This is a genomic window from Thauera aromatica, assembly GCF_023093595.1.
GTDB classification, from domain to species: Bacteria; Pseudomonadota; Gammaproteobacteria; order Burkholderiales; family Rhodocyclaceae; genus Thauera; species Thauera aromatica_A.
Window position 1 is genome coordinate 60,108 of record NZ_JALLIK010000106.1, and the last position, 18,626, is coordinate 78,733.

Annotated in this window: 13 protein-coding genes; 8 read left to right on the forward strand and 5 right to left on the reverse strand. The window is 72.3% G+C overall.

What is annotated here, in order from left to right; genetic code table 11:
- Positions 1–266 precede the first annotated feature (266 nt).
- On the forward strand, positions 267–1,097 hold the full coding sequence (locus MXC99_RS12195; RefSeq protein WP_247725711.1) for an extracellular solute-binding protein: 831 nt from the start codon (positions 267–269) through the stop codon (positions 1,095–1,097).
- 6 nt (positions 1,098–1,103) lie between these two features.
- Here the strand turns inward: MXC99_RS12195 and MXC99_RS12200 are convergent, their stop codons facing one another.
- Positions 1,104–1,574, reverse strand: coding sequence for an Lrp/AsnC family transcriptional regulator (locus MXC99_RS12200; protein ID WP_075146671.1), 471 nt, complete (start codon positions 1,572–1,574; stop codon positions 1,104–1,106).
- 165 nt (positions 1,575–1,739) lie between these two features.
- On the opposite strand from MXC99_RS12200, the gene leuA reads away from it, so the two are divergent.
- From leuA to MXC99_RS12235, 7 genes are all read left to right on the forward strand, one after another.
- Entirely contained in the window at positions 1,740–3,470 is a 1,731-nt protein-coding gene (gene leuA, locus MXC99_RS12205; protein WP_247725712.1) for a 2-isopropylmalate synthase, read from the forward strand.
- A gap of 173 nt (positions 3,471–3,643) precedes the next feature.
- On the forward strand, positions 3,644–4,528 hold the full coding sequence (locus MXC99_RS12210; RefSeq protein ID WP_247725713.1) for a DNA ligase: 885 nt from the start codon (positions 3,644–3,646) through the stop codon (positions 4,526–4,528).
- Between the two features lie 158 nt (positions 4,529–4,686).
- Positions 4,687–6,405: an acyl-CoA dehydrogenase family protein gene (locus MXC99_RS12215; RefSeq protein WP_247725714.1), complete on the forward strand. Its 1,719-nt coding sequence runs from the start codon at positions 4,687–4,689 to the stop codon at positions 6,403–6,405.
- Positions 6,406–6,465: 60 nt separating this feature from the next.
- Entirely contained in the window at positions 6,466–7,596 is a 1,131-nt protein-coding gene (locus MXC99_RS12220; RefSeq protein ID WP_247725715.1) for an alpha-hydroxy acid oxidase, read from the forward strand.
- A 210-nt stretch (positions 7,597–7,806) separates the two neighbouring features.
- Positions 7,807–9,498: an FAD-dependent monooxygenase gene (locus tag MXC99_RS12225; RefSeq protein ID WP_247725716.1), complete on the forward strand. Its 1,692-nt coding sequence runs from the start codon at positions 7,807–7,809 to the stop codon at positions 9,496–9,498.
- 12 nt (positions 9,499–9,510) lie between these two features.
- The gene (locus MXC99_RS12230) at positions 9,511–9,702 is read left to right on the forward strand and encodes a hypothetical protein (RefSeq protein WP_247725717.1); all 192 of its coding nucleotides are present in this window, start codon (positions 9,511–9,513) and stop codon (positions 9,700–9,702) included.
- A 116-nt stretch (positions 9,703–9,818) separates the two neighbouring features.
- Complete coding sequence (locus tag MXC99_RS12235) at positions 9,819–10,304, forward strand: MarR family winged helix-turn-helix transcriptional regulator (RefSeq protein WP_247725718.1); 486 nt, start codon at positions 9,819–9,821, stop codon at positions 10,302–10,304.
- 17 nt (positions 10,305–10,321) lie between these two features.
- Here MXC99_RS12235 and MXC99_RS12240 read toward each other — a convergent pair whose 3' ends face one another.
- The 4 genes from MXC99_RS12240 to MXC99_RS12255 form a co-directional block, all read right to left on the reverse strand.
- On the reverse strand, positions 10,322–12,520 hold the full coding sequence (locus MXC99_RS12240; RefSeq protein WP_247725719.1) for a DUF6351 family protein: 2,199 nt from the start codon (positions 12,518–12,520) through the stop codon (positions 10,322–10,324).
- Positions 12,521–12,667: 147 nt separating this feature from the next.
- Positions 12,668–15,370, reverse strand: coding sequence for an AAA family ATPase (locus tag MXC99_RS12245; RefSeq protein WP_247725720.1), 2,703 nt, complete (start codon positions 15,368–15,370; stop codon positions 12,668–12,670).
- Entirely contained in the window at positions 15,367–16,524 is a 1,158-nt protein-coding gene (locus MXC99_RS12250; RefSeq protein WP_247725721.1) for a metallophosphoesterase family protein, read from the reverse strand. The genes MXC99_RS12245 and MXC99_RS12250 overlap by 4 nt, the downstream gene beginning before the upstream one ends.
- A 112-nt stretch (positions 16,525–16,636) precedes the next feature.
- Positions 16,637–18,427, reverse strand: a complete 1,791-nt coding sequence (locus MXC99_RS12255) for an ABC transporter transmembrane domain-containing protein (RefSeq protein ID WP_247725722.1) — start codon at positions 18,425–18,427, stop codon at positions 16,637–16,639.
- Between the last annotated feature and the right edge of the window lie 199 nt (positions 18,428–18,626).

Here is an 18,626-nt window from a genome sequence, read left to right on the forward strand (position 1 = left end):
CGGCGGGCCGTGCGGGCTGCAAGCGCGGGGAAGGCAGCCCTCGATTCTACGGTTTCAATCGCAGACCACCAAAACCCCCGGCCAAACCCCCGGCCAACGGACAGCGCGGCCCCCGGGCGCGGCGGTGCCCTATGCACATCCGTTCATATTGATCACTTGCCGGGCGATCCATAGATTCCGGCAATGCACCGCCACCTTCGGGGCCAGGCCTTCGCGCCCGCCGCCGATCCAAGCCATCCACCGCGCCCCCGCGCAGGAGACATCGCATGCAACCCGTCCGCTTCATCCGCCACCGGCTGGCGCGCCTGGCCGCCGGCACCGCCCTCACCCTGCTGTCCTTCGCCGCGCTGGCGCAGGCCGCCCCCGCCATCGTCGTCGCCTCGACCACCTCGACCGAGCAGTCCGGCCTGTTCGGCCACCTGCTGCCGCGCTTCACCCAGGCCAGCGGAATCGAGGTCAAGGTGGTGGCGCTCGGCACCGGCCAGGCGCTCGACATCGGCCGCCGCGGCGATGCCGACGTGGTGTTCGTGCACGACGAGGCGGCGGAGCAGAAGTTCGTCGCCGAAGGCCATGGCGTCGACCACCGCAAAGTGATGTACAACGACTTCGTCCTCGTCGGCCCCGCCAGCGATCCCGCCGCCACCCGCGGCAAGGACATCACCGGCGCGCTGCAAAAGATCGCCGCAGCCGCTGCCGCGTTCGTCTCGCGCGGCGACAAAAGCGGCACCCACGCGGCCGAATTGCGCTACTGGAAAGCCGCCGGCGTAACCGACAAGGGTACCGGTTACAAGGAATGCGGCTGCGGTATGGGCCCGGCACTGAACATGGCAGCCTCGGCCGGCGCCTACGTGCTCGCCGACCGCGGCACCTGGCTCAGCTTCAAGAACCGCGCCGACCTCGCGGTGCTGGTCGAAGGCGACACCCGTCTCTTCAACCAGTATGGCGTGATGGTGGTGAATCCCGCGCGCCATCCGCACGTCAAGGCCGCCGAAGCGCGCAAGTTCGTGGACTGGGTAGTCTCGGACGAAGGCCAGGCCACGATCGCAAGCTACCAGATCGATGGCGAGCAGCTGTTCTTCCCCAACGCCGAGCGGTAAAAGGCGTCACCCCCCGCCCACCGGCAGCGCCGTCTTGTCGATCACCCGGCGCAGGACGAAGCTCGAATGCACGCCGGTGACGCCGGGAATGCGGGTGATGCGATTGAGCAGCAGCTCCTGGTAGGCGTCCATGTCGGCAACGACCACCTTGAGCTGGTAGTCGGCGTCCTGGCCGGTGATGAGCAGGCATTCGAGCACTTCGGCAATGGCGCCGACCTCCGCTTCGAAGCGGCTGAAGCGCTCGGGGGTGTGGCGGTCCATCGAGATGTGGATCAGCGCCATCAGCGCCAGGCCGAGTTTTTTCGCGTCGAGCAGGGCACGGTAGCCGAGGATGAGGCCGGCCTCCTCCAGCGCGCGCAGGCGGCGCAGGCAGGACGAGGGCGACAGCGCGATGCGGTCGGCGAGGTCCTGGTTGCTGATGCGGCCGTCCTGCTGCAGGACATCGAGGAGCTGGCGGTCGTAGCGGTCGAGTTGCATGATCAGCGCCATCCACGGATTAGATCGGCAGATCATTGCACGAAACATACGATATTTGAAATATCGTTCTCATAATGGGCGAATTGCAGTGCAACAACGCAATCGTCTGCCGCAGCCCCCGGCGTAGACTTTCCTCCATCGAACCACGCCCCCGAGGAGCGCGCCATGATGCTGCCCGACCCCGCCGCCAAGTACCGCCCTTTCCCGACCATCGCCCTCGCCGACCGCCAGTGGCCGGGCAAGACCATCGAGCGTGCCCCGGTGTGGATGAGCACCGACCTGCGCGACGGCAACCAGGCGCTGTTCGAGCCGATGAACGTCGAGCGCAAGATGCGCATGTTCCGCACCGTGTGCGGCATCGGCTTCAAGGAGATCGAGGTCGGCTTCCCGTCCGCCTCGCAGACCGACTTCGACTTCGTCCGCACACTCATCGAAGGTGGCCACATTCCGCACGACGTCACCATCGAAGTGCTGACGCCGGCACGCCCGGAGCTGATCCGGCGCACGCTGGAGGCGGTGCGCGGCGCGCGCCGGGCGATCATCCACGTCTACAACGCCACCTCGCCGGCCTTTCGCGAAATGGTATTCGCCATGGAGAAGGCCGAAGTGGTCGCGCTCGCGGTCTCGGCGGTACGCCTGATCAAGGACATCGCCGCCACCATGCCGGAAACCGCGATCGTGCTCCAGTACAGCCCGGAGACCTTTTCCGCCACCGAGCTCGAGTTCGCCGGCGAGGTGTGCGATGCGGTGACCGCCGCATGGGGCGCGACGCCGGCCGACAAGGTCATCCTCAACCTGCCGGCGACGGTCGAGGTCGCCACCCCCAACGTCTACGCCGACCAGGTCGAGTGGATGCACCGCCACCTCGCCCGCCGCGACAGCGTGGTGCTCTCGCTCCATCCGCACAACGACCGCGGCACCGGCGTCGCCGCCGCCGAACTCGGCCTGATGGCCGGTGCCGACCGCATCGAAGGCTGCCTGTTCGGCAACGGCGAGCGCACCGGCAACGTCGACATCGTGACCTTGGCGCTCAACCTGTACACCCAGGGCGTGGCGCCCGGGCTCGATTTCTCCGACATCAACGCCGTCGCGCGCACGGTCGAATACTGCAACCAGCTCCCCATCCACCCGCGCCATCCCTATGTCGGGGATCTGGTGTTCACCGCCTTCTCCGGCTCCCACCAGGACGCGATCAAGAAGGGCTTCGCCGCCCGGCAGGCGCTCGGTGGCGGACACCGTGGCGACATGCAGCCATGGAACATCCCCTATCTGCCGATCGACCCCGCCGACCTCGGCCGCAGCTACGACTCGGTGATCCGCGTCAACAGCCAGTCGGGCAAGGGCGGCATCGCCTACCTGCTCGAGACCGAATACGGCATCGTCATGCCGCGGCGGCTGCAGGTGGAGTTTTCGCGCGAAGTGCAGCGGGTCACCGACGCCACCGGCGGCGAAATGTCGGCGGCGGCGATCTGGGCGCTGTTCCGGCGCACCTACCTCGACACCGTCGACCCGGTGCGCTATGTCGAGCACCACCTCTTCGAGCACGGCGCGGCACAGGGCATCCGCCTCGTCGTCGAGATCGGCGCCACCCGCCACCTCCTGGTCGGCGGAGGCAACGGCCCGATCGACGCCGCGGTGCACGCGCTGCACGGCGCCGGCCTCCACGTCACCGTACGCAGCTACGAGGAGCGCTCGCTCGCCCCCAGCGACGCCGCCGGCGAGGCGCGCGCCTGCGCCTTCGTCGAGCTGAGTGCCGAAGGCTGCGGTGAACGCTACGGCGTGGGCGTGGACGGCAACATCGTCACCGCCTCGATCCGCGCCCTCGTCAGCGCAGCCAACCGCCTCGGCGCCGGCGCGGGCGAGGCGGGCAAGGATCGTCACACCCTCGCCGCCTGACCGTCCAGCGCCCGCCGGCTGCATTCCGGCGGGCAGCACGACCGCCGGGCGCCCCACCCAGGCGGGACTCCCCCCGCCCGCCCCATTTCCTGTTCTGGTCCTGTCCAGATCGCCTGGCGGCGCCGCAATAATGCTTATATCATCGACCGATTCTATGTCATCGATATAAGACGATGCTTCTTTCGCGCCCTCTTTCACGTCCGCTCCCACTCCTTTTCCGTTTCGCCCTGGGCCTCTTTCTGGGCGCTTCCGGCGCCGTCTGTGCCAACACTGGGAGCGGCTTTCCGGCACCGCCGGCGATGCACGCCGAGCGCTACCACGACGGCATCGATCCGGCCGACTACTGGGTCAGCGAAAAACTCGACGGCGTGCGCGCGCACTGGGACGGCAGCCGCCTGCGCCTGCGCAGCGGACAGCCGATCACCGCCCCCGCCTGGTTCACCGCCGCACTGCCGGCGGTGACGCTGGACGGGGAGCTGTGGATGGGACGGCGCAGCTTCGACCGCCTCTCCGGCCTGATCCGGCGCAACGCGCCCGACGATCCGGCGTGGCGCGAAGTGCGCTACATGGTGTTCGAGCTTCCCGGCGCGGAGGACGAGTTCAGCACCCGCGTGCACCAGCTGCGCGCACTCGCCGAGCGCGCTGCCGTGCCCTGGCTGGAGGCCGTGCCCCAGACCCGGGTCGCCGACCTGCGCGCACTGCGCCGCCGCTTCGAGGAAGTCGTGCGCGGCGGCGGCGAAGGCCTGATCCTGCACCGCGCCAGCGCGCGCTGGACACCGGGACGCAGCAGCGCACTGCTCAAGCTCACCCCCTGGCACGACGCCGAAGCGCGCGTCCTCGCTCACCTGCCGGGCAAGGGCCGGCTGCAGGGGCTGACCGGCTCCCTGCTGGTGGAAACGCCCGACGGCCGTCGCTTCCGCCTCGGCAGCGGACTCAGCGACGCCCTGCGGCGCGCCCCGCCGCCCCCCGGCACCCTGGTCACCTACCGCTACCGCGAACTCACTCCCGCCGGCCTGCCGCGCTTCCCGCGCTACCTGCGCGTGCGCGACCTGCCCTGAACGTCGCCTCCGGCCCGGGCTGCACCCGGCCCGACACGTCTTCCCGACGCCTCTTCCCGGCCGCGCGGACACGGCACACATGGCAACCGCCGCATCGGCTTCCTACACTGCGAAGAAGCCCCTTCTTCATCGCCGGCCCGGACGGCACGGGAGGACGCATGCGGGAAACCCATCAGGTGTTCAACCAGGTTCCGCCCCTGGTCGACTACAACCTGTTCGCCTGCGATCCGGCACTGCACGACGCCCTCGCCCGCGAGGGCGGCGGTGCCCGGGCCACCGCCCTCGATGCCCTCGGCGCACAGCTGGGCGGCGCCGGAATCCTCGCCCTCGGCGACCAGGCCAACCGCCACCCGCCCGTGCTCGCCACCCACGACGCCTGCGGCCGGCGGGTGGACCGGGTCGATTTCGACCCCGCCTGGCACCACCTCAGCGCCCTCCTCTACGCTTCCGGTGTGCACAGCGCGGCCTGGCTCGACCCGCAGCCCGGCGCCCACGTTGCGCGCGCCGCCGCGTTCTATCTCCACGGCCAGGTCGAGGCCGGCAGCCTGTGCCCGGTGACGATGACCTTCGCCGCGCTGCCGCTGCTGCGCGCCGAACCGGCGCTGTGGCGCACCCTCGCGGGGCGCTTCGCCGCACGCGACTACGACGCCCGCGACCTGCCGCTGGCAGCCAGGCGCACCCTCACCGTGGGCATGGGGCTGACCGAAAAGCAGGGCGGCTCCGACCTGCGCGCGACCACCACCACCGCGCGCGCACTGGGCGCCGGCGGGCGCGGGGCGGAGTACGCCCTGGTCGGCCACAAGTGGTTCTATTCCGCCCCCGCGGCCGACGCTCACCTCGTCCTCGCGCGCAGCGCCGACGACGCCCTGTCGTGCTTCTTCGTGCCGCGCTGGCGGCCCGACGGCACGCGCAACGCGATCCGCATCGAGCGCCTGAAGGACAAGCTCGGCAACCGCGCCAACGCCTCCGGCGAGGTCGAGTTCGACGACGCCTTCGGCGTGCTGGTGGACGAACCCGGGCGCGGCCTTCCCGCCCTGCTCACGATGGCGGCCCGCACCCGGCTCGACTGCGTGCTCGGCAGCGCCGCGCTGATGCGCCGCGCGCTCACCGAAGCGCTGCACCACGCCCGCCACCGCCGCGCCTTCGGCCGCCCGCTGCTCGAGCACGCGCTGATGCGCAACGTCCTCGCCGATCTCGCCCTCGAGAGCGAAGCCACGCTCGCCCTCGCCCTCCACCTCGCCGCCGCGGTCGATGCCGGCGGCGAAGGCGAGCCGGGCGAGGGCGAAGCGGCCGCCAGCCCCGCCGGGGAAAGCACCGGCGGCGACGCCGCGGCCCTCGCCCGCGCCCGGCGCCGCATCCTGACTCCGGCGGCGAAGTTCTGGGTGTGCAAGCGCGCGATCGCGTTCACCGCCGAATGCATGGAAATCTGCGGCGGCAACGGCTACATCGAGGACGGCCCGATGCCCCGCCTGCTGCGCGAAGCGCCGGTCAACTCGATCTGGGAGGGCGCGGGCAACGTGATGTGCCTCGACGTGCTGCGCGCCCTCGACCGCGAGCCCGAGGCCGCCACCCGCTTGTTCGACGACCTCGCTGACAGCTGTGCCGGCGAACCCCGCCTCGTCCGCGCCCTGCACGCCCTCCTCCCCGCCTTGAGCACGTCGGCCGCCCAGCAATGGCAGGCCCGCGCCCTCGCCGCCGGCCTCGTGCTCCTGACCCAGGCCGTGCTGCTGCGCCGCCACGCCCCGGCCGCAGTGGCCGACAGCTTCATCACCAGCCGCTTCGCCGACACCGCCGCTGGCACGGGCGACCCGCTCTTCGGTCTGCTCGCCGACCCGGCGGCGGCGCCGATTTTGCTGGCACGGGCCTGGCAGGCATAGGCACGGTGCGCCGGCGGCGGCCGATACAATGGCCGCCTCATCCATGGATCCGGGGCCCCGATGAAACTCAACGTTGAAGACTACCGGCGCGCCGCGCGCGCGGTCCTGCCACGCTTCGTGTTCGATTACGTCGACGGCGCCGCCGAGCGCGGCGACTGCCTGCAGCGCAACCGCGGCGGGCTCGACCGCCTGGCGATGCTGCCGCGGGTGCTGCGCGACACCCGCGGACTCGACACCCGGATCGAAGTGTTCGGCGAAACCTGGCAGCGGCCGTTCGCGATCGCACCGATGGGCTTCAACGGCCTCACCCGGCCGCAGGGCGACGTCCTGCTGGCGCGCGCCGCCGCCGCCGCGGGCGTCCCGTTCGTGCTGTCGACGGCGTCGAATGCGCGCCTCGAGGCCGTCGTCCAGCCGTCGTCCGCGCTCAACTGGTTCCAGCTCTACGTCATGGGCGAACGCGCCATCGCCGAGCAGATGGTGCGCCGGGCGCGGCGCGCCGGCTACCGCGCGCTGGTGCTCACCGTCGATGTGCCGGTCAGCGGCTATCGCGAACGCGACGTGCGCAACGGCTTCAAGATGCCGTTCCGCCCCTCACCCGCGACCCTCGCCAACCTGGCGACGCGGCCGCGCTGGCTGCTGCGCTTCATCGCCCACGGCATGCCCGGCTTCGTCAACCTCGCCGAAGAGGAAGGCAGCGACACTCTGCAGCTGCAGGCCGCCCTCCTCAGCCGCGAGATGGACCGCAGCCTGAGCTGGGACAGCCTGGACTGGCTGCGCCGGCTGTGGGACGGACCGCTGCTGCTCAAAGGCGTGCTCCACCCCGAGGATGCGCGCCAGGCGCGCGCTCGCGGCGTCGACGGGCTGATCGTCTCCAACCACGGCGGCCGCCAGCTCGACGGCGCGATGTCCACCATCGGCGCGCTGGAAGCGGTGCTCGATGCGGTCGAGGACCGCCTGCCGGTGTTCGTCGACAGCGGTTTTCGCAGCGGGCTCGACGTCGCCAAGGCGCTCGCCCTCGGCGCCCGCGGCGTGTTTCTCGGCCGCCCGCTGCTCTACGGGCTGGCGGTCGATGGCGAAGCCGGTGCCACCGCGGTGCTCGAGCTGATCGCCACCGAGCTCGAACGCACGATGATCCTCACCGGCGCGCGACGCATCGCCGAGCTCGAGCGCGGCCTGGTGCGCGCAGCCTGACCCGGCGCCCGGCTCCGCAGCGCACGCGGGAAGCGCCGGCCGGCGCCGCGCGCGTACCGGAAAGGGTGGTGAGGGGACGGAAACGTGCACCGCTTTTGATCCGGGTCATGGCGGGCGGGATATCTGGTTGCGCGCGCAACTTTTCATCCTTATAGTTGCACGCGCAACCAAAACAAGATTGCCCGCCCCCGCCCCCAAGGAGAGCCCACGATGCATACCCCGACCACCGAACCGCGCCCGTCGATCTACTACGACTACCGGGTGCACGCGCCCTGGCTGCCGTCCGCCCATCCGCCCCGGCAGCGCAGCAAGGTACTGATCGTCGGCGCCGGCCCGGCGGGCATGGTCACCGCCCTCGAACTCGCCCGCCACGGCGTGCCCAGCGTGGTCGCGAGCGCCGAGCTGCAGGTCTCGCAAGGCAGCCGCGCGATCGTGTTCACCCGCCGCTCGATGGAAATCCTGCAGCAGCTCGGGGTCACCGCGCGGATGACCGAAAACGGCCTGCCGTGGCGCTTCGGCAACTCCTATTACCGCGGCCAGCGCGTGTTCCGCATGGAAGCGCCGCACGACCCCGACGACCGCTTCTTCCCGATGCTCAACCTCCAGCAGCAGTACCTGGAGGAATACCTGCTCGAGGCCTGCGCGGCCAGCCCGCTGATCGAGGTGCGCTGGGGCAACAAGGTCACCCGCGTGGACCAGATGGAAGGCTACGCCCGGGTCGGGATCGACACCCCGGCCGGGCCCTACACGCTCGACGCCGACTGGGTGGTCGCCGCCGACGGCGGCCGCTCGGGCATCCGCACCGCGCTCGGCCTGCAGATGGAAGGGGCCTCCTACGAGGGCCTGTTCGTCATCGCCGACATCCGCATCGACCTGCCGCTGCCGACCGAGCGCCTGGCCTTCTTCGACCCCGACTGGAACCCGGGCAACACCATCCTGATGCATCGCGAGCCGCACGGCATCTGGCGCGTCGACTACCAGCTGCCGCCCGGCGAGACCCCCGAGGAGGCACTGCGCCCCGAATCGCTGAAAGCGCGCATCGACGCCCAGCTGGCGATGATCGGCCACCCCGGCGCCGAATGGGAACTGGACTGGAGCTCGGTGTACTCCGCACGCGCCCTGACCCTGCCTGACTACGTCCATGGCAGCGTGATCTTCACCGGCGATGCCGCCCACCTGCTGCCGATCTTCGGCGTGCGCGGCGCCAACACCGCCTTCCAGGATGCCCAATCGCTGGGCTGGCAGCTCGCCTTCGTCATTCGGGGCCTGGCCGGCACGAAGCTGCTCGCCAACTACAGCGCCGAGCGCGTCGGCGCCGCCCGCGAAATCATCGACGAGGCCGGCAAGAGCACGCGCTTCATGACCCCGCCGTCGCGCGGCTTCCGCCTGCTGCGCGACGCGGTGCTGTCGCTGTCGCTGAGCGAAGCCTTCGTCCGCCCGCTGTACCACTGGCGCACTTCGCGCCCGCACGAGTACACCCGTTCGATGCTCAACAGCGCCGGCGACGACAACGCGCTGTTTACCGCCGGCCCCGCCCACGGCGCGCCGCCGCAGAACATCCGCCTGGCGGCCGACGACTTCCTCCTCGACCACCTCGGCGGCGGCTTCGACCTGCTCTATTTCACCGCGGCAGCGGCCATTCCCGCACCGCTGCAGGACGTGGTCGCGGCCGCGCGCGCGCGCGGCGTGGCGCTGAAAGTGATCGCGGTCGGCGCGCCCGCGCCCGTCGCCGGCGCCGACCTGACCCTCGCCGACGCCGACGGCCACTTCCGCCGCCGCTACGGCATCCAGGCCGGCGGCGGCGCTTACCTGCTGCGCCCCGACCAGCACGTCTGCGCACGCTGGCTGACGCTCGACGCCACCCGCCTGCACGCCGCCCTCGACACCGCCCTGCCGCAATAAGGAGAACCGACCATGACACCCACCAAGACGCTGGACATCGCCGGACTGGAAACGGTGTACGACGCCCTCGCCACCGCCATCGACCAGGCCGGGCAGGACAAGGCCGAGCTCTTCCTGGTCAAGCTCGCCCTCCTCAACGCCAACGCGCTGGGCGACGCCGGCCTCTTCCAGCAGCACCTGCAGGCCGCGTTGAACGACCTCTGACGCCTCGTCCGCCCGGACCGGGAGCGCTCCGGGACCCCGGGCGCCCCCGGGTCGCCCGGGCCGGCCGCACGCCGAACACCGATAAAATCCCCGCTTTCCTCCACGCCCTTGCCCCCATGCCCCACTCCGACCGCCCGCGGCACGCCCCGGTGCCGCCGCTCGAGCGCACCTTCACCTACCGCTTCAACCTCCTGCGCAAGGACATCGAGCGCGCCAGCGCGCCCGGCTACGCGGAGGCGGTCGGCGTGTCGTTGAGCGACGGGCGCAGCCTCGCCGCGATCGGCAGCTTCGCCCCGCTGTCGATCAAGGAGCTGGCGAGCCGCTCCCATCTCAACAAGAGCCAGGCCAGCCGCGCCGCCCAGGCCCTGGTCGACCAGGGCCTGGTGCGCAAGGACGACAGCACCGAGGACGGGCGGGGCGTGGTGCTCACCCTCACCGCCGCCGGGCAGCAGGTCTGGGCGCGGACGATGGAGTACGTCCACCGCCGCAACGAGCAGATCCTCGCCTGCCTCGACGACGAGGAGCGGGCGACGCTGAGCGCCCTCCTCGATCGCCTCATCGAACACAACCAGCACGGCGGCGACGCCAACCCCGGGCGCTGAGGCCGGCGCCGGCGCACTCAGCGCCCGCGCACCGCCACACCAGCGCCCGCACCCGCCGGCCGCCCCGCATCTCCCCGGCGGTAATCGCAGACTCCTTCGGGGAAAATCTCCCTCAGGCGAGCGGCATGAGGACGCATGTCCACCGGGTGGTACACCCCGGCCGCGACCGCCGCCTCCACCGCCTGCAGGTGGCACTGGAACAGATCGCCGGCGAGCGGCCCTCCGGCCGCGCTGCGCGAAGTGCCGAAGCTGCGCATGGCGCGCGTGCACGCTCCCGGCGCGGCGCCGTTCCAGTCCCCGTCCCAGACCCCCTGGCCACGGGCGATGATCCCCCCGCGGGCATCGAAACACGCATCGTCGGCGCGCGCCGGGCGGTTGCCGGCGACCCCGCGCCGTGGCTGCGCGCGCACCGCCCCGACCCATTCGTCCATCACCCGCAGGGCCTCCAGGGTGGGATCGAAACCCGGTTCGGCAACCCAGATCAGCTGCCGCGCGCTGTCGCCCAGCGCACGCTCGATCCGCAGCCGGGTCGCGAACGAGGCGCTGAGGTGATGCATGTTGAGCTGCGCCTCGAGGTCATGACGGACATCGATCACCGGAATGTCCAGATACCCCATGAACACCTGCCCGCTGCGATACGCCGCGGCGATGGCCTCGGCATCGCCGCGGCTGCGCGGAGCGGGGCCGTGGCCCGCGGCACGTTCCATGTTGTGCGCGCCCCACATCGACAGCCATACCGGCAGCGCGCCGTCGAACAGCCGCCATAGCCGTTCCGGCGCCATCTGCGCGGCGGGCTTCCAGCCGCCGATGCGCGCATTCAGGTCGAGAAAGGCCGCCGCCGAAATGGCCCCGCTGCGCAAGGCCTGCAGCCCGTACTGGACGCCGACGTTGTCCCAGGTGCGGCGCGCGTGGCCGCTGGCATCGCGGCCGTAGATCGACACCAGATCGTCCCAGTAGGTCCAGTTCACCGCCTCCACCACGTCGTCGGCATAGTGGCGGGCGAGCGGGGTAAAGCGCGGATTGAGCACCAGCGGCGTCAGCCCGCGCCACCCCTGGACGCACTCGCTCGCTCCCGTCGGCAGCCGCGGCCAGCGCCCCTGGAGCAGGAAGTTGGGCGGATAGAGCGCGGCAAAGCGGTTGGCGGCGCCGTCGAGGGCGTTGAGCCCGCCGACCGCGCGCCGACGCCGATGATCGCGCCAGTACGCCGGGTCGGCAGCGGCAACGTCGAAGTAGTATTCGAGCAGCTCGCAGTCGAGCACATGGATCGTCTGCGTGACCATGTCCGGGTAAGCGTACTGCGCGATCGCGCCATCGATCAGGCCGGGCAGGTTCTGGGCGAACAGGTATTGCTGCAGCCCGCCGCCCGAGCCGCCGAGGCCGATCGTGTGCAGCGGCGCGCCGTAGCGCGCGGCGAACTGGCGCTTCACCCGCAGCGCGGTATCCCCGGCGAGGCCGATGTTGTAGTGGTTGCTGGTGTGATTGCCGGTCGACGTCGCCAGCGCGTAGCCCTGGGCGAGGATCTCGTGGTTGCGGTCGAGCACCTTGCTCAGCGACAGCCGCCCCTGCCGTCGGCCGATGCCGACCCCACCGCCGAACAGATAGACCAGGCGCCGGTTCCAGTAGCGCCCGTCCGGCGCCGCGGGATCTTCGCCGGGGTCGGCGAGGACCGCAATGGCGTAGAGGAAGCGGTTCAGCGTGCCACGCTCGAGGCGGACGATGAAGGGCACGCGGCGGGCGCCGTGCGCGATCAGCTCGACGTCGCCCGCCGCCGGCGTCCAGGGCAGGAAGTGCGCCGCGCCGATGGGCTTGTAGTAGTAATCGACCCGGGTCGCGACCCCGCAGTCGCGGCTGAAGCCGATGAGGCGATCAGTGCGTTCGCCGTCCGCGCGCTCGGCGTACACCGCAACGCCGTGGCCACGCCGGTTGTCGACCCGCGGCTGGCCCAGCCCCGAGCGCGCGCTCTCGCACAGGAACGGATACTGCAGCGGGGGCGCGCCCGCTACCCGCGCCGAGCCGACGCTGCCGAGCGCGACGGGGTAGCGCTCGGGGATGGACACCGGGTCGAATTCGCCCGCGGTTTCATCGGCGATCGCGACCACCCGGATGGGCGTCTTTTGATCCTGCAGGCCGAACGCGACCGCGCCGGCGAGCGCACCGAGCAGCACGACCGGCAACAGCACGCGGATGGGGGAAAAGCGGCGGGGCAAGGGTTTCACGGTGAATCCCCCGGAGTCGGTTGCAATCCTCGATCCCTATGCACGATGGGACACGGCCACCGCCGCGGCGTTCTCCTGCGGCCCGGGCGCCGGCAACACATCCGCCGCCGTGCCTTGCGCACGCGCGGCGGGTGCCCCTCCTGCATATTAGACGACGGCGTTCAGCCCGCGCAGCGCCGCCAGCGACCTCGCCCCCGTGCCCAGGTCGCGCCACGCGGCGGGGTGACAGGTGAACAGCAGGATCTGGTGGCGGGTGGCGGCATCGAACAGCACCCGCTTCATCTGCGCCAGGCGCTCGGCATCGCTGTGCACCAGCGCATCGTCGAGGATCACCAGCGTCGGCCGGCCCGCTTCGGCGAGCAGGTCGGCATAGGCGAGACGGCTGAGGACGCCCATCTGCTCGCGTGCGCCGAAGCTCAGGGCCTCGAAGTCGCCGGTTTCGAGGCCTCCGCCGGCGCCGGCGAGCGGGCGGGTGAGCGGGCCGGGAACGAGGTCGTCGTCGATGTCGACGCAGGCGTGCGGGAACAGCAGCTGCAGGTAGCGGTTGAGGTGCTTTTGCAGCGGTGCCTGCAGGCGGCGGGTGAGGGCGCGGCGCTGATCGCGCAGCAGGCTGCGCAGCAGATCGAGCGCCTGCGCCCGGCGGCGCAGCTCGGCGGCGCGGCGGGCGGCCCGGGCGTGGTCGCGGGCGCATTCGGCGCGGCGCGCCTCCAGCCCCTGGGCGCCCTCGCTCTGGAGCTCGATTTCGAGGCGCACGAGCTGGTCGCGGCGCTCGGCATGGCGCTTTTCGAGCTGCTCGGCGCTGCTGCGGAAGCGATCGACGTCCTGTTCCAGGATGTCGGGGCGGGCCGCGGCGATTTCGGCCGCGAGCGCTTCGCTGCGGGCGGCCAGGGTGAGCTGCTCGGCGCGTGCATCGGTGAGGGCGACGCTCGCTGCGGCGGCGCGGCGGGCACGTTCCGGGGCCGCAAGCTGGGCGCGGGCGGCGGCAAGTTCGCGCGCGGCGGCGGCGAGCGCGGTTTCGGCATTGGCGGCGGCGAGCTGGGCGCGGTGCAGCCCCTCCTGGATCGCGGCGAGCGCGTGGGCGGCGGCCGCCTCGGCCGCCTCGGCCTCGGCGACGGAAGCGGCAGCGGAAGCGGCAGCGGAAGCGGCGGGCGCGCCGGCCTCCGCCGCGGCGGAGGCGGCGAGGCGGGCGAGCGCCTGCGCGGCCTCGGCGGCCCGCGCCTGCAGGCGGGCATGTTCCGCGCGCAGCGCATCGATGCCGCCCGGAGCGAGCGCATCCAGGGTGGCCTGGGCGGTGGCGAGCTCGCCGCCGAGGCGCGCGTGCTCGAGCTGGCGGCGCTCGGCGGCGTCCACCGAACCCAGCCCGAGACGGACGAGCAAGGCCTGCTGGCGGGCTTCGAGGTCGGCGCCACGGGCGGCGAGCGCGGCAAGGTCGGCGCCGCCGGGAGCGATCTGCAGGCGGCCGAGGCCGGGCAGGGCGAGGCTGGCGGCGGCAAGCAGCCGGCGTTCGCCGGCACCGCTCAGGGTGTCGCCGTCGAGTTCGAGACTGCACCCCGGCTCCAGCACATAGACGAGCCGGGTGGCCGCCGCCGCCTGCTGCAGGCGTAGGTCGGCGAGCGCGCGGTCCTGGGTGCGCAGGGTCTCGAGGTCGGCCGGACGCAGCTCGTTCGCCGCCACCGCATGCTGCAGCGCCAGCACCTGGGCGTGGGCGGCTTCGGCGCGCGCCAGCTGGGTCGCGCTGGCGGCGTGACCGGTGCGGCTGGCGGCGGCCTCGCGCGCGAGGCTGTCGCGGGCTTCGGCCTGGCGCGCCGCACGCAGGGCGGCACGCGCCGTCTCCAACGCCTGCGCGGCCTGGGCGCGCCGTACCGTCCACTGTTCGAGCGGCGCGCGGGCGCTGTCGAGCGCCGCGCGCGCAGCCTCGAGCGCGGCGGTGCGGGCGGCGGCAGCCTCGTCCTCGCGCGCGAAGCCGTCCACCTGGCTGCGCAGCAGGGCGAGCTGGGCATCGACCTGGGCCGCGCGCGTACGGGTCGCGGCGAGCATCGCCTCGCGCTCGCGGACGGCCGCCAGACGCTCGGCGGCCGCCTGCTGATGGGTGCGGAACGCACGCCAGGGCTGCTCCGCCTCGTCGGCGGCATGTTCGGCGCGCAGCGCGGCGAGCGCATCGACGCGCTGGCGGTAGCGGGCGATCGCCTCATCGAGCGCGCCCAGCTCACCGGCCAGGGCGACCTCGGCTTCGAGCGCCTCCTTGTAGGCGCCACGCGGACGGCCGCCGGCTTCGGTGAGCAGTTCGGCGCGCTGCGCCTCCACGGTGGCAAGCAGGGCGTCGCCGCCGCTGGCGGCGACTTCGCCGAGCGCGCCTTCGAGCGCGCCGCGCAGATGGTCGCCGGCATGGCCAACCGCTTCGCGCAGCGCCTGCGCGCCGCCCTGCTCGATCCACAGCAGTCCCGGAATGCCCCAGTGTTCGGCCTTGCTCGCGCCGCGTCCGGCGTGCTGGAAGCCGAGTAGCGCAGCGAGGCGGTTTTCGGCCTCCTCGCCATCGAGCGTCTCACCCCCGATCTGCAGCGTGCAGCGCTTTTTCGCCAGGAAGGTCTTCACCAGCCGGCAGGGCTGGCCGTCCAGCTCGAAGTCGAGCGCCACCGTGGGCGCGGCGGCGGGATCGCCCCAGGGGCGCAGATCGTCGACGCTGGCGGAGCGGTGGCGCTCGAAGAAGGCGGCGCGGATGGCGGCGACCAGGGTGCTCTTGCCCGCCTCGTTGGGGCCGGTGAACAGGTTCAGGCCGGCATCGAGGCCGTCGATTTCGAGCGCGCTGCGGAACTGGCGGAACTGGTCGACGCGGATGCGGGTGAGCTTCATCGGTCCCCTCCGGGCGCAGTGGCAGAAGCGGCCGCGGCCGGGGCGCGGCGTTCGAGAAGGCCGGCGAGCAGCACCAGGGCGTCGCGCGCGGTCTGCGCCGCCGCCGGCTCGGCGCCGTGCTGGGCGCCCTGCAAGCGGGCGATGACTTCGCCCAGATAGCCGTCGGCGGCGAGGCCCTCGAGGTCGGCGACGGTCGGTTCGAGCTGCAGCGCGCCGAGCTCGGCGACCAGGCTGCGCGCACGCCCCCGGGCCTGGCCGAGCGCATCGCTCAGGCGGCGGTGGCCGGCGAGGTCGGTACGGCCGCCGACCTTGAGCTGGACCACGTCGTCCGCGCCGAAGCCGGCAAGCTCCGCGAGCAGGCGGTCGACGTCGCTCGCCACCTGCAGCTCGGCGCTGAGCGCCTGCCACCGATAGCGCCCGCTGGCGAGCACGCTGACCGCGGGCAGCGCACCGGGCGCGGCAAGCTCGACGAGGAGCGCCTGGCCGGAATCGTTGGCGCGGAAACGGTCGGTCTCCGGGGTGCCGGCGTACCAGCAGCGGGCATCGATCCGGCGCGTGCCGTGCCAGTCGCCGAGCGCGAGGTAGTCGAGCCGGGCCGATGCGGCACGGCCGGCGGCGATCGGGTTGGCGGCGTCGATGTCCTCGGCGAGGATGCCCTGCACGCTGCCGTGGGCGAGGCCGACGCGCACCAAAGCGGGCGGAGTGTCGGCGCCGGCGAACCACTCGGTGAGGTCATTGAAGGTATTGCGCTGGGTCAGCGGCGCCGGCAGCACCACCGCCCCGGCCGCTTCGAGCAGCACCGGCCGCGCCTCCAGGCAGACGGTGACGTTGGGCGGGATCGCGTGCAGGCGCGCCGCGCGCGTCCACACCGACTCGGCGAGCGCGGCGTCGTGGTTGCCGGGCAGCAGCAGCCACCGCCCGGCAAAGCCGGCCATCGCGTTGAACAGGCGGTGGACGGTGCGATCGGCGACGGTCTGGGCGTCGAACACGTCGCCCGCCACCAGCACCGCATCGACCGCATGCTCCTGGGCGAGGCGGGCGAGGCGCTCGACCGCGGCAAAGCGCTCCTCGGCAAGGAGCGCGGCTTCGTCGGGCTCGAACTGGCCGAACAGCTTGCCGATCTGCCAGTCGGCGGTGTGAAGGAAGCGGGGCATCGGAGCGTCTCGGACGAAGTCGGGGGAAGAGCGGGCGGCAAGGCGGCACCGCCGATGATGATAAATGAGCCGGGCCGGCGCCGCAGGATCGCACCGCTCGCCCCGCACCCGCTCACGATGCCAGCTGCAACGCCGCGAGGCGCGCGTAGAGGCCGCCCTGACGGCGCAGGTCGGCCGCGGTGCCGGTCTCGACGATGCGCCCGTGGTCGATGACGACGATGCGGTCCACCTGCTGCACGGTGGCCAGGCGGTGGGCGATGATCAGCGTGGTGCGCCCTTCCATCGCCGCTGCCAGCCCCTGCTGGACGAGGACCTCGGATTCAGCGTCGAGCGCGCTGGTGGCCTCATCGAGGAGCAGCAGGCGGGCGCCGCCGAGGATCGCGCGCGCGATCGCGATGCGCTGGCGCTGGCCGCCGGACAGGCGGGTGCCGCGCTCACCGAGGAAAGTGGCGTAGCCTTCGGGCAGGCGGGCGATGAAGGCATCGGCGGCAGCGGCCTGCGCCGCCGCGACCACTTCGTCGTCGCCCGCCGTCGGCCGCCCGTAGCGGATATTCTCCAGCGCGCTGGCGGAAAAGATCACCGGCTCCTGCGGCACGAAGGCGATGCCGCGGCGCAGGTCGCGCAGCGCGAGCGCGCGGATGTCCTCGCCATCGATGCGGATGCAGCCCGCCGACACGTCGTAGAAACGCAGCAGGAGCTGGAACAGCGTGGTCTTGCCCGCCCCCGACGGCCCCACCAGTGCCACCCGCTCGCCGGGCGCGACTTCCAGGCAGATGTTGTCGAGCGCCCGCACGCCGGGCCGCGCCGGATAGGCGAAGCTCACATGGTCGAAGACGATCCCCACCTGCGCCGCCTGCCGCGGCGGCGGCGGCGGCGCGCTCGCCTCGCGGATCGCCGACTCGGCCTGCAGCAGCTCGAGCAGGCGCTCGGTGGCGCCGCTGGCGCGCATCACCTCGCCCCACACTTCGGCCAGCGTGCCTGCCGCCCCCGCCACCAGCCCGGCATAGAGGACGAAGGCCCCCAGCTCACCGAGGCTGAGGGCGCCGGCCTGCACCTGGCGCGCGCCGATCCACAGCACGAAGACGATCGTGCCCATCACCGCGGCGATGATCAGCGCGGCCAGCAGCGCCCGCACCCGGGTGCGCCGCAACGCGGTGTGAAAGCTGGTCTCGGTGCGCTCGGCGAAGCGCCGCGCCTCCCTGTCTTCCTGGACGAACGCCTGCACGGTGGGCATCGCGTTGAGGATCTCGCCCGCCAGCGCGGAAGCGTCGGCGATGCGGTCCTGCGATTCGCGCGACAATGCCCGCACCCGCCGGCCGATCGCCGCGATCGGCAGCGCGAGCAGCACCATCAGGCCGAAGATCAGGGCGAACAGGTGCACGCTGGTGACCGCCAGCATCGCCATTCCGCCGATGAACTGGAGCAGGCTGCGCAGCCCCATCGACACCGAGCTGCCGACCACGGTCTGCACCAGGGTGGCGTCGCCGCTCAGCCGCGACAACACTTCGCCGGTCTGCAAGGTCTCGAAGAACTGCGGCGACTGTCCCAGCACACGCGCATAGACCGCGCAGCGCAGGTCGGCAGTCACCCGCTCGCCGACCCACGACACCGCGTAGTAGCGCGCCGCCACCACCACCGCCCAGAACACCGCGAGGACGAACAGCGCGACGAACCGTCCCCCCCCGCCGATCCCGCCGAGCAGCGCGCCCTCCACCGTCTCCCCCTTGCCGAAGCCGGCGTCGATCAGGTCGCGGAACACGACCGGCATCGCCAGCAGGGTGACCGAACCCAGGCACAGCAGCACGAAGGCGAGCACGACCCGGCCGCGATAGGGGCGCAGGAAGGGCAGCAGGCCGCGCAGCGCGGACAGGCGGCGGACCCCCGCGGCCGCATCGGCAGGCATCGCCGGGGCCGCGTCCGGCACGGCGGCAGGCGCGCCGCGGGCGGTGTTTGCGGTCTTCAGAACCCGTTCTCCCTTTCGTTCCCGCAGGGGTCCAGATTGGGCCGAACGCCCCGCCCCTGTCCACCCCCGCGCTCACCGCGGGCGATTTTTCGCGAACCGCCGCGCCAGCCCCCTCGAAACCACGGCCGGTCTTACGATA

Coding starts and splice junctions, on each gene's coding strand:
- MXC99_RS12210 (WP_247725713.1), top strand. CDS start 3,644: ATGCTTCTTTCGCGCCCTCTTTCACGTCCGCTCCCACTCCTTTTCCGT.
- MXC99_RS12245 (WP_247725720.1), bottom strand. CDS start 15,370: ATGAAGCTCACCCGCATCCGCGTCGACCAGTTCCGCCAGTTCCGCAGC.
- MXC99_RS12250 (WP_247725721.1), bottom strand. CDS start 16,524: ATGCCCCGCTTCCTTCACACCGCCGACTGGCAGATCGGCAAGCTGTTC.
- MXC99_RS12215 (WP_247725714.1), top strand. CDS start 4,687: ATGCGGGAAACCCATCAGGTGTTCAACCAGGTTCCGCCCCTGGTCGAC.
- MXC99_RS12235 (WP_247725718.1), top strand. CDS start 9,819: ATGCCCCACTCCGACCGCCCGCGGCACGCCCCGGTGCCGCCGCTCGAG.
- MXC99_RS12255 (WP_247725722.1), bottom strand. CDS start 18,427: ATGCCTGCCGATGCGGCCGCGGGGGTCCGCCGCCTGTCCGCGCTGCGC.
- MXC99_RS12220 (WP_247725715.1), top strand. CDS start 6,466: ATGAAACTCAACGTTGAAGACTACCGGCGCGCCGCGCGCGCGGTCCTG.
- MXC99_RS12225 (WP_247725716.1), top strand. CDS start 7,807: ATGCATACCCCGACCACCGAACCGCGCCCGTCGATCTACTACGACTAC.
- leuA (WP_247725712.1), top strand. CDS start 1,740: ATGATGCTGCCCGACCCCGCCGCCAAGTACCGCCCTTTCCCGACCATC.
- MXC99_RS12200 (WP_075146671.1), bottom strand. CDS start 1,574: ATGCAACTCGACCGCTACGACCGCCAGCTCCTCGATGTCCTGCAGCAG.
- MXC99_RS12195 (WP_247725711.1), top strand. CDS start 267: ATGCAACCCGTCCGCTTCATCCGCCACCGGCTGGCGCGCCTGGCCGCC.
- MXC99_RS12230 (WP_247725717.1), top strand. CDS start 9,511: ATGACACCCACCAAGACGCTGGACATCGCCGGACTGGAAACGGTGTAC.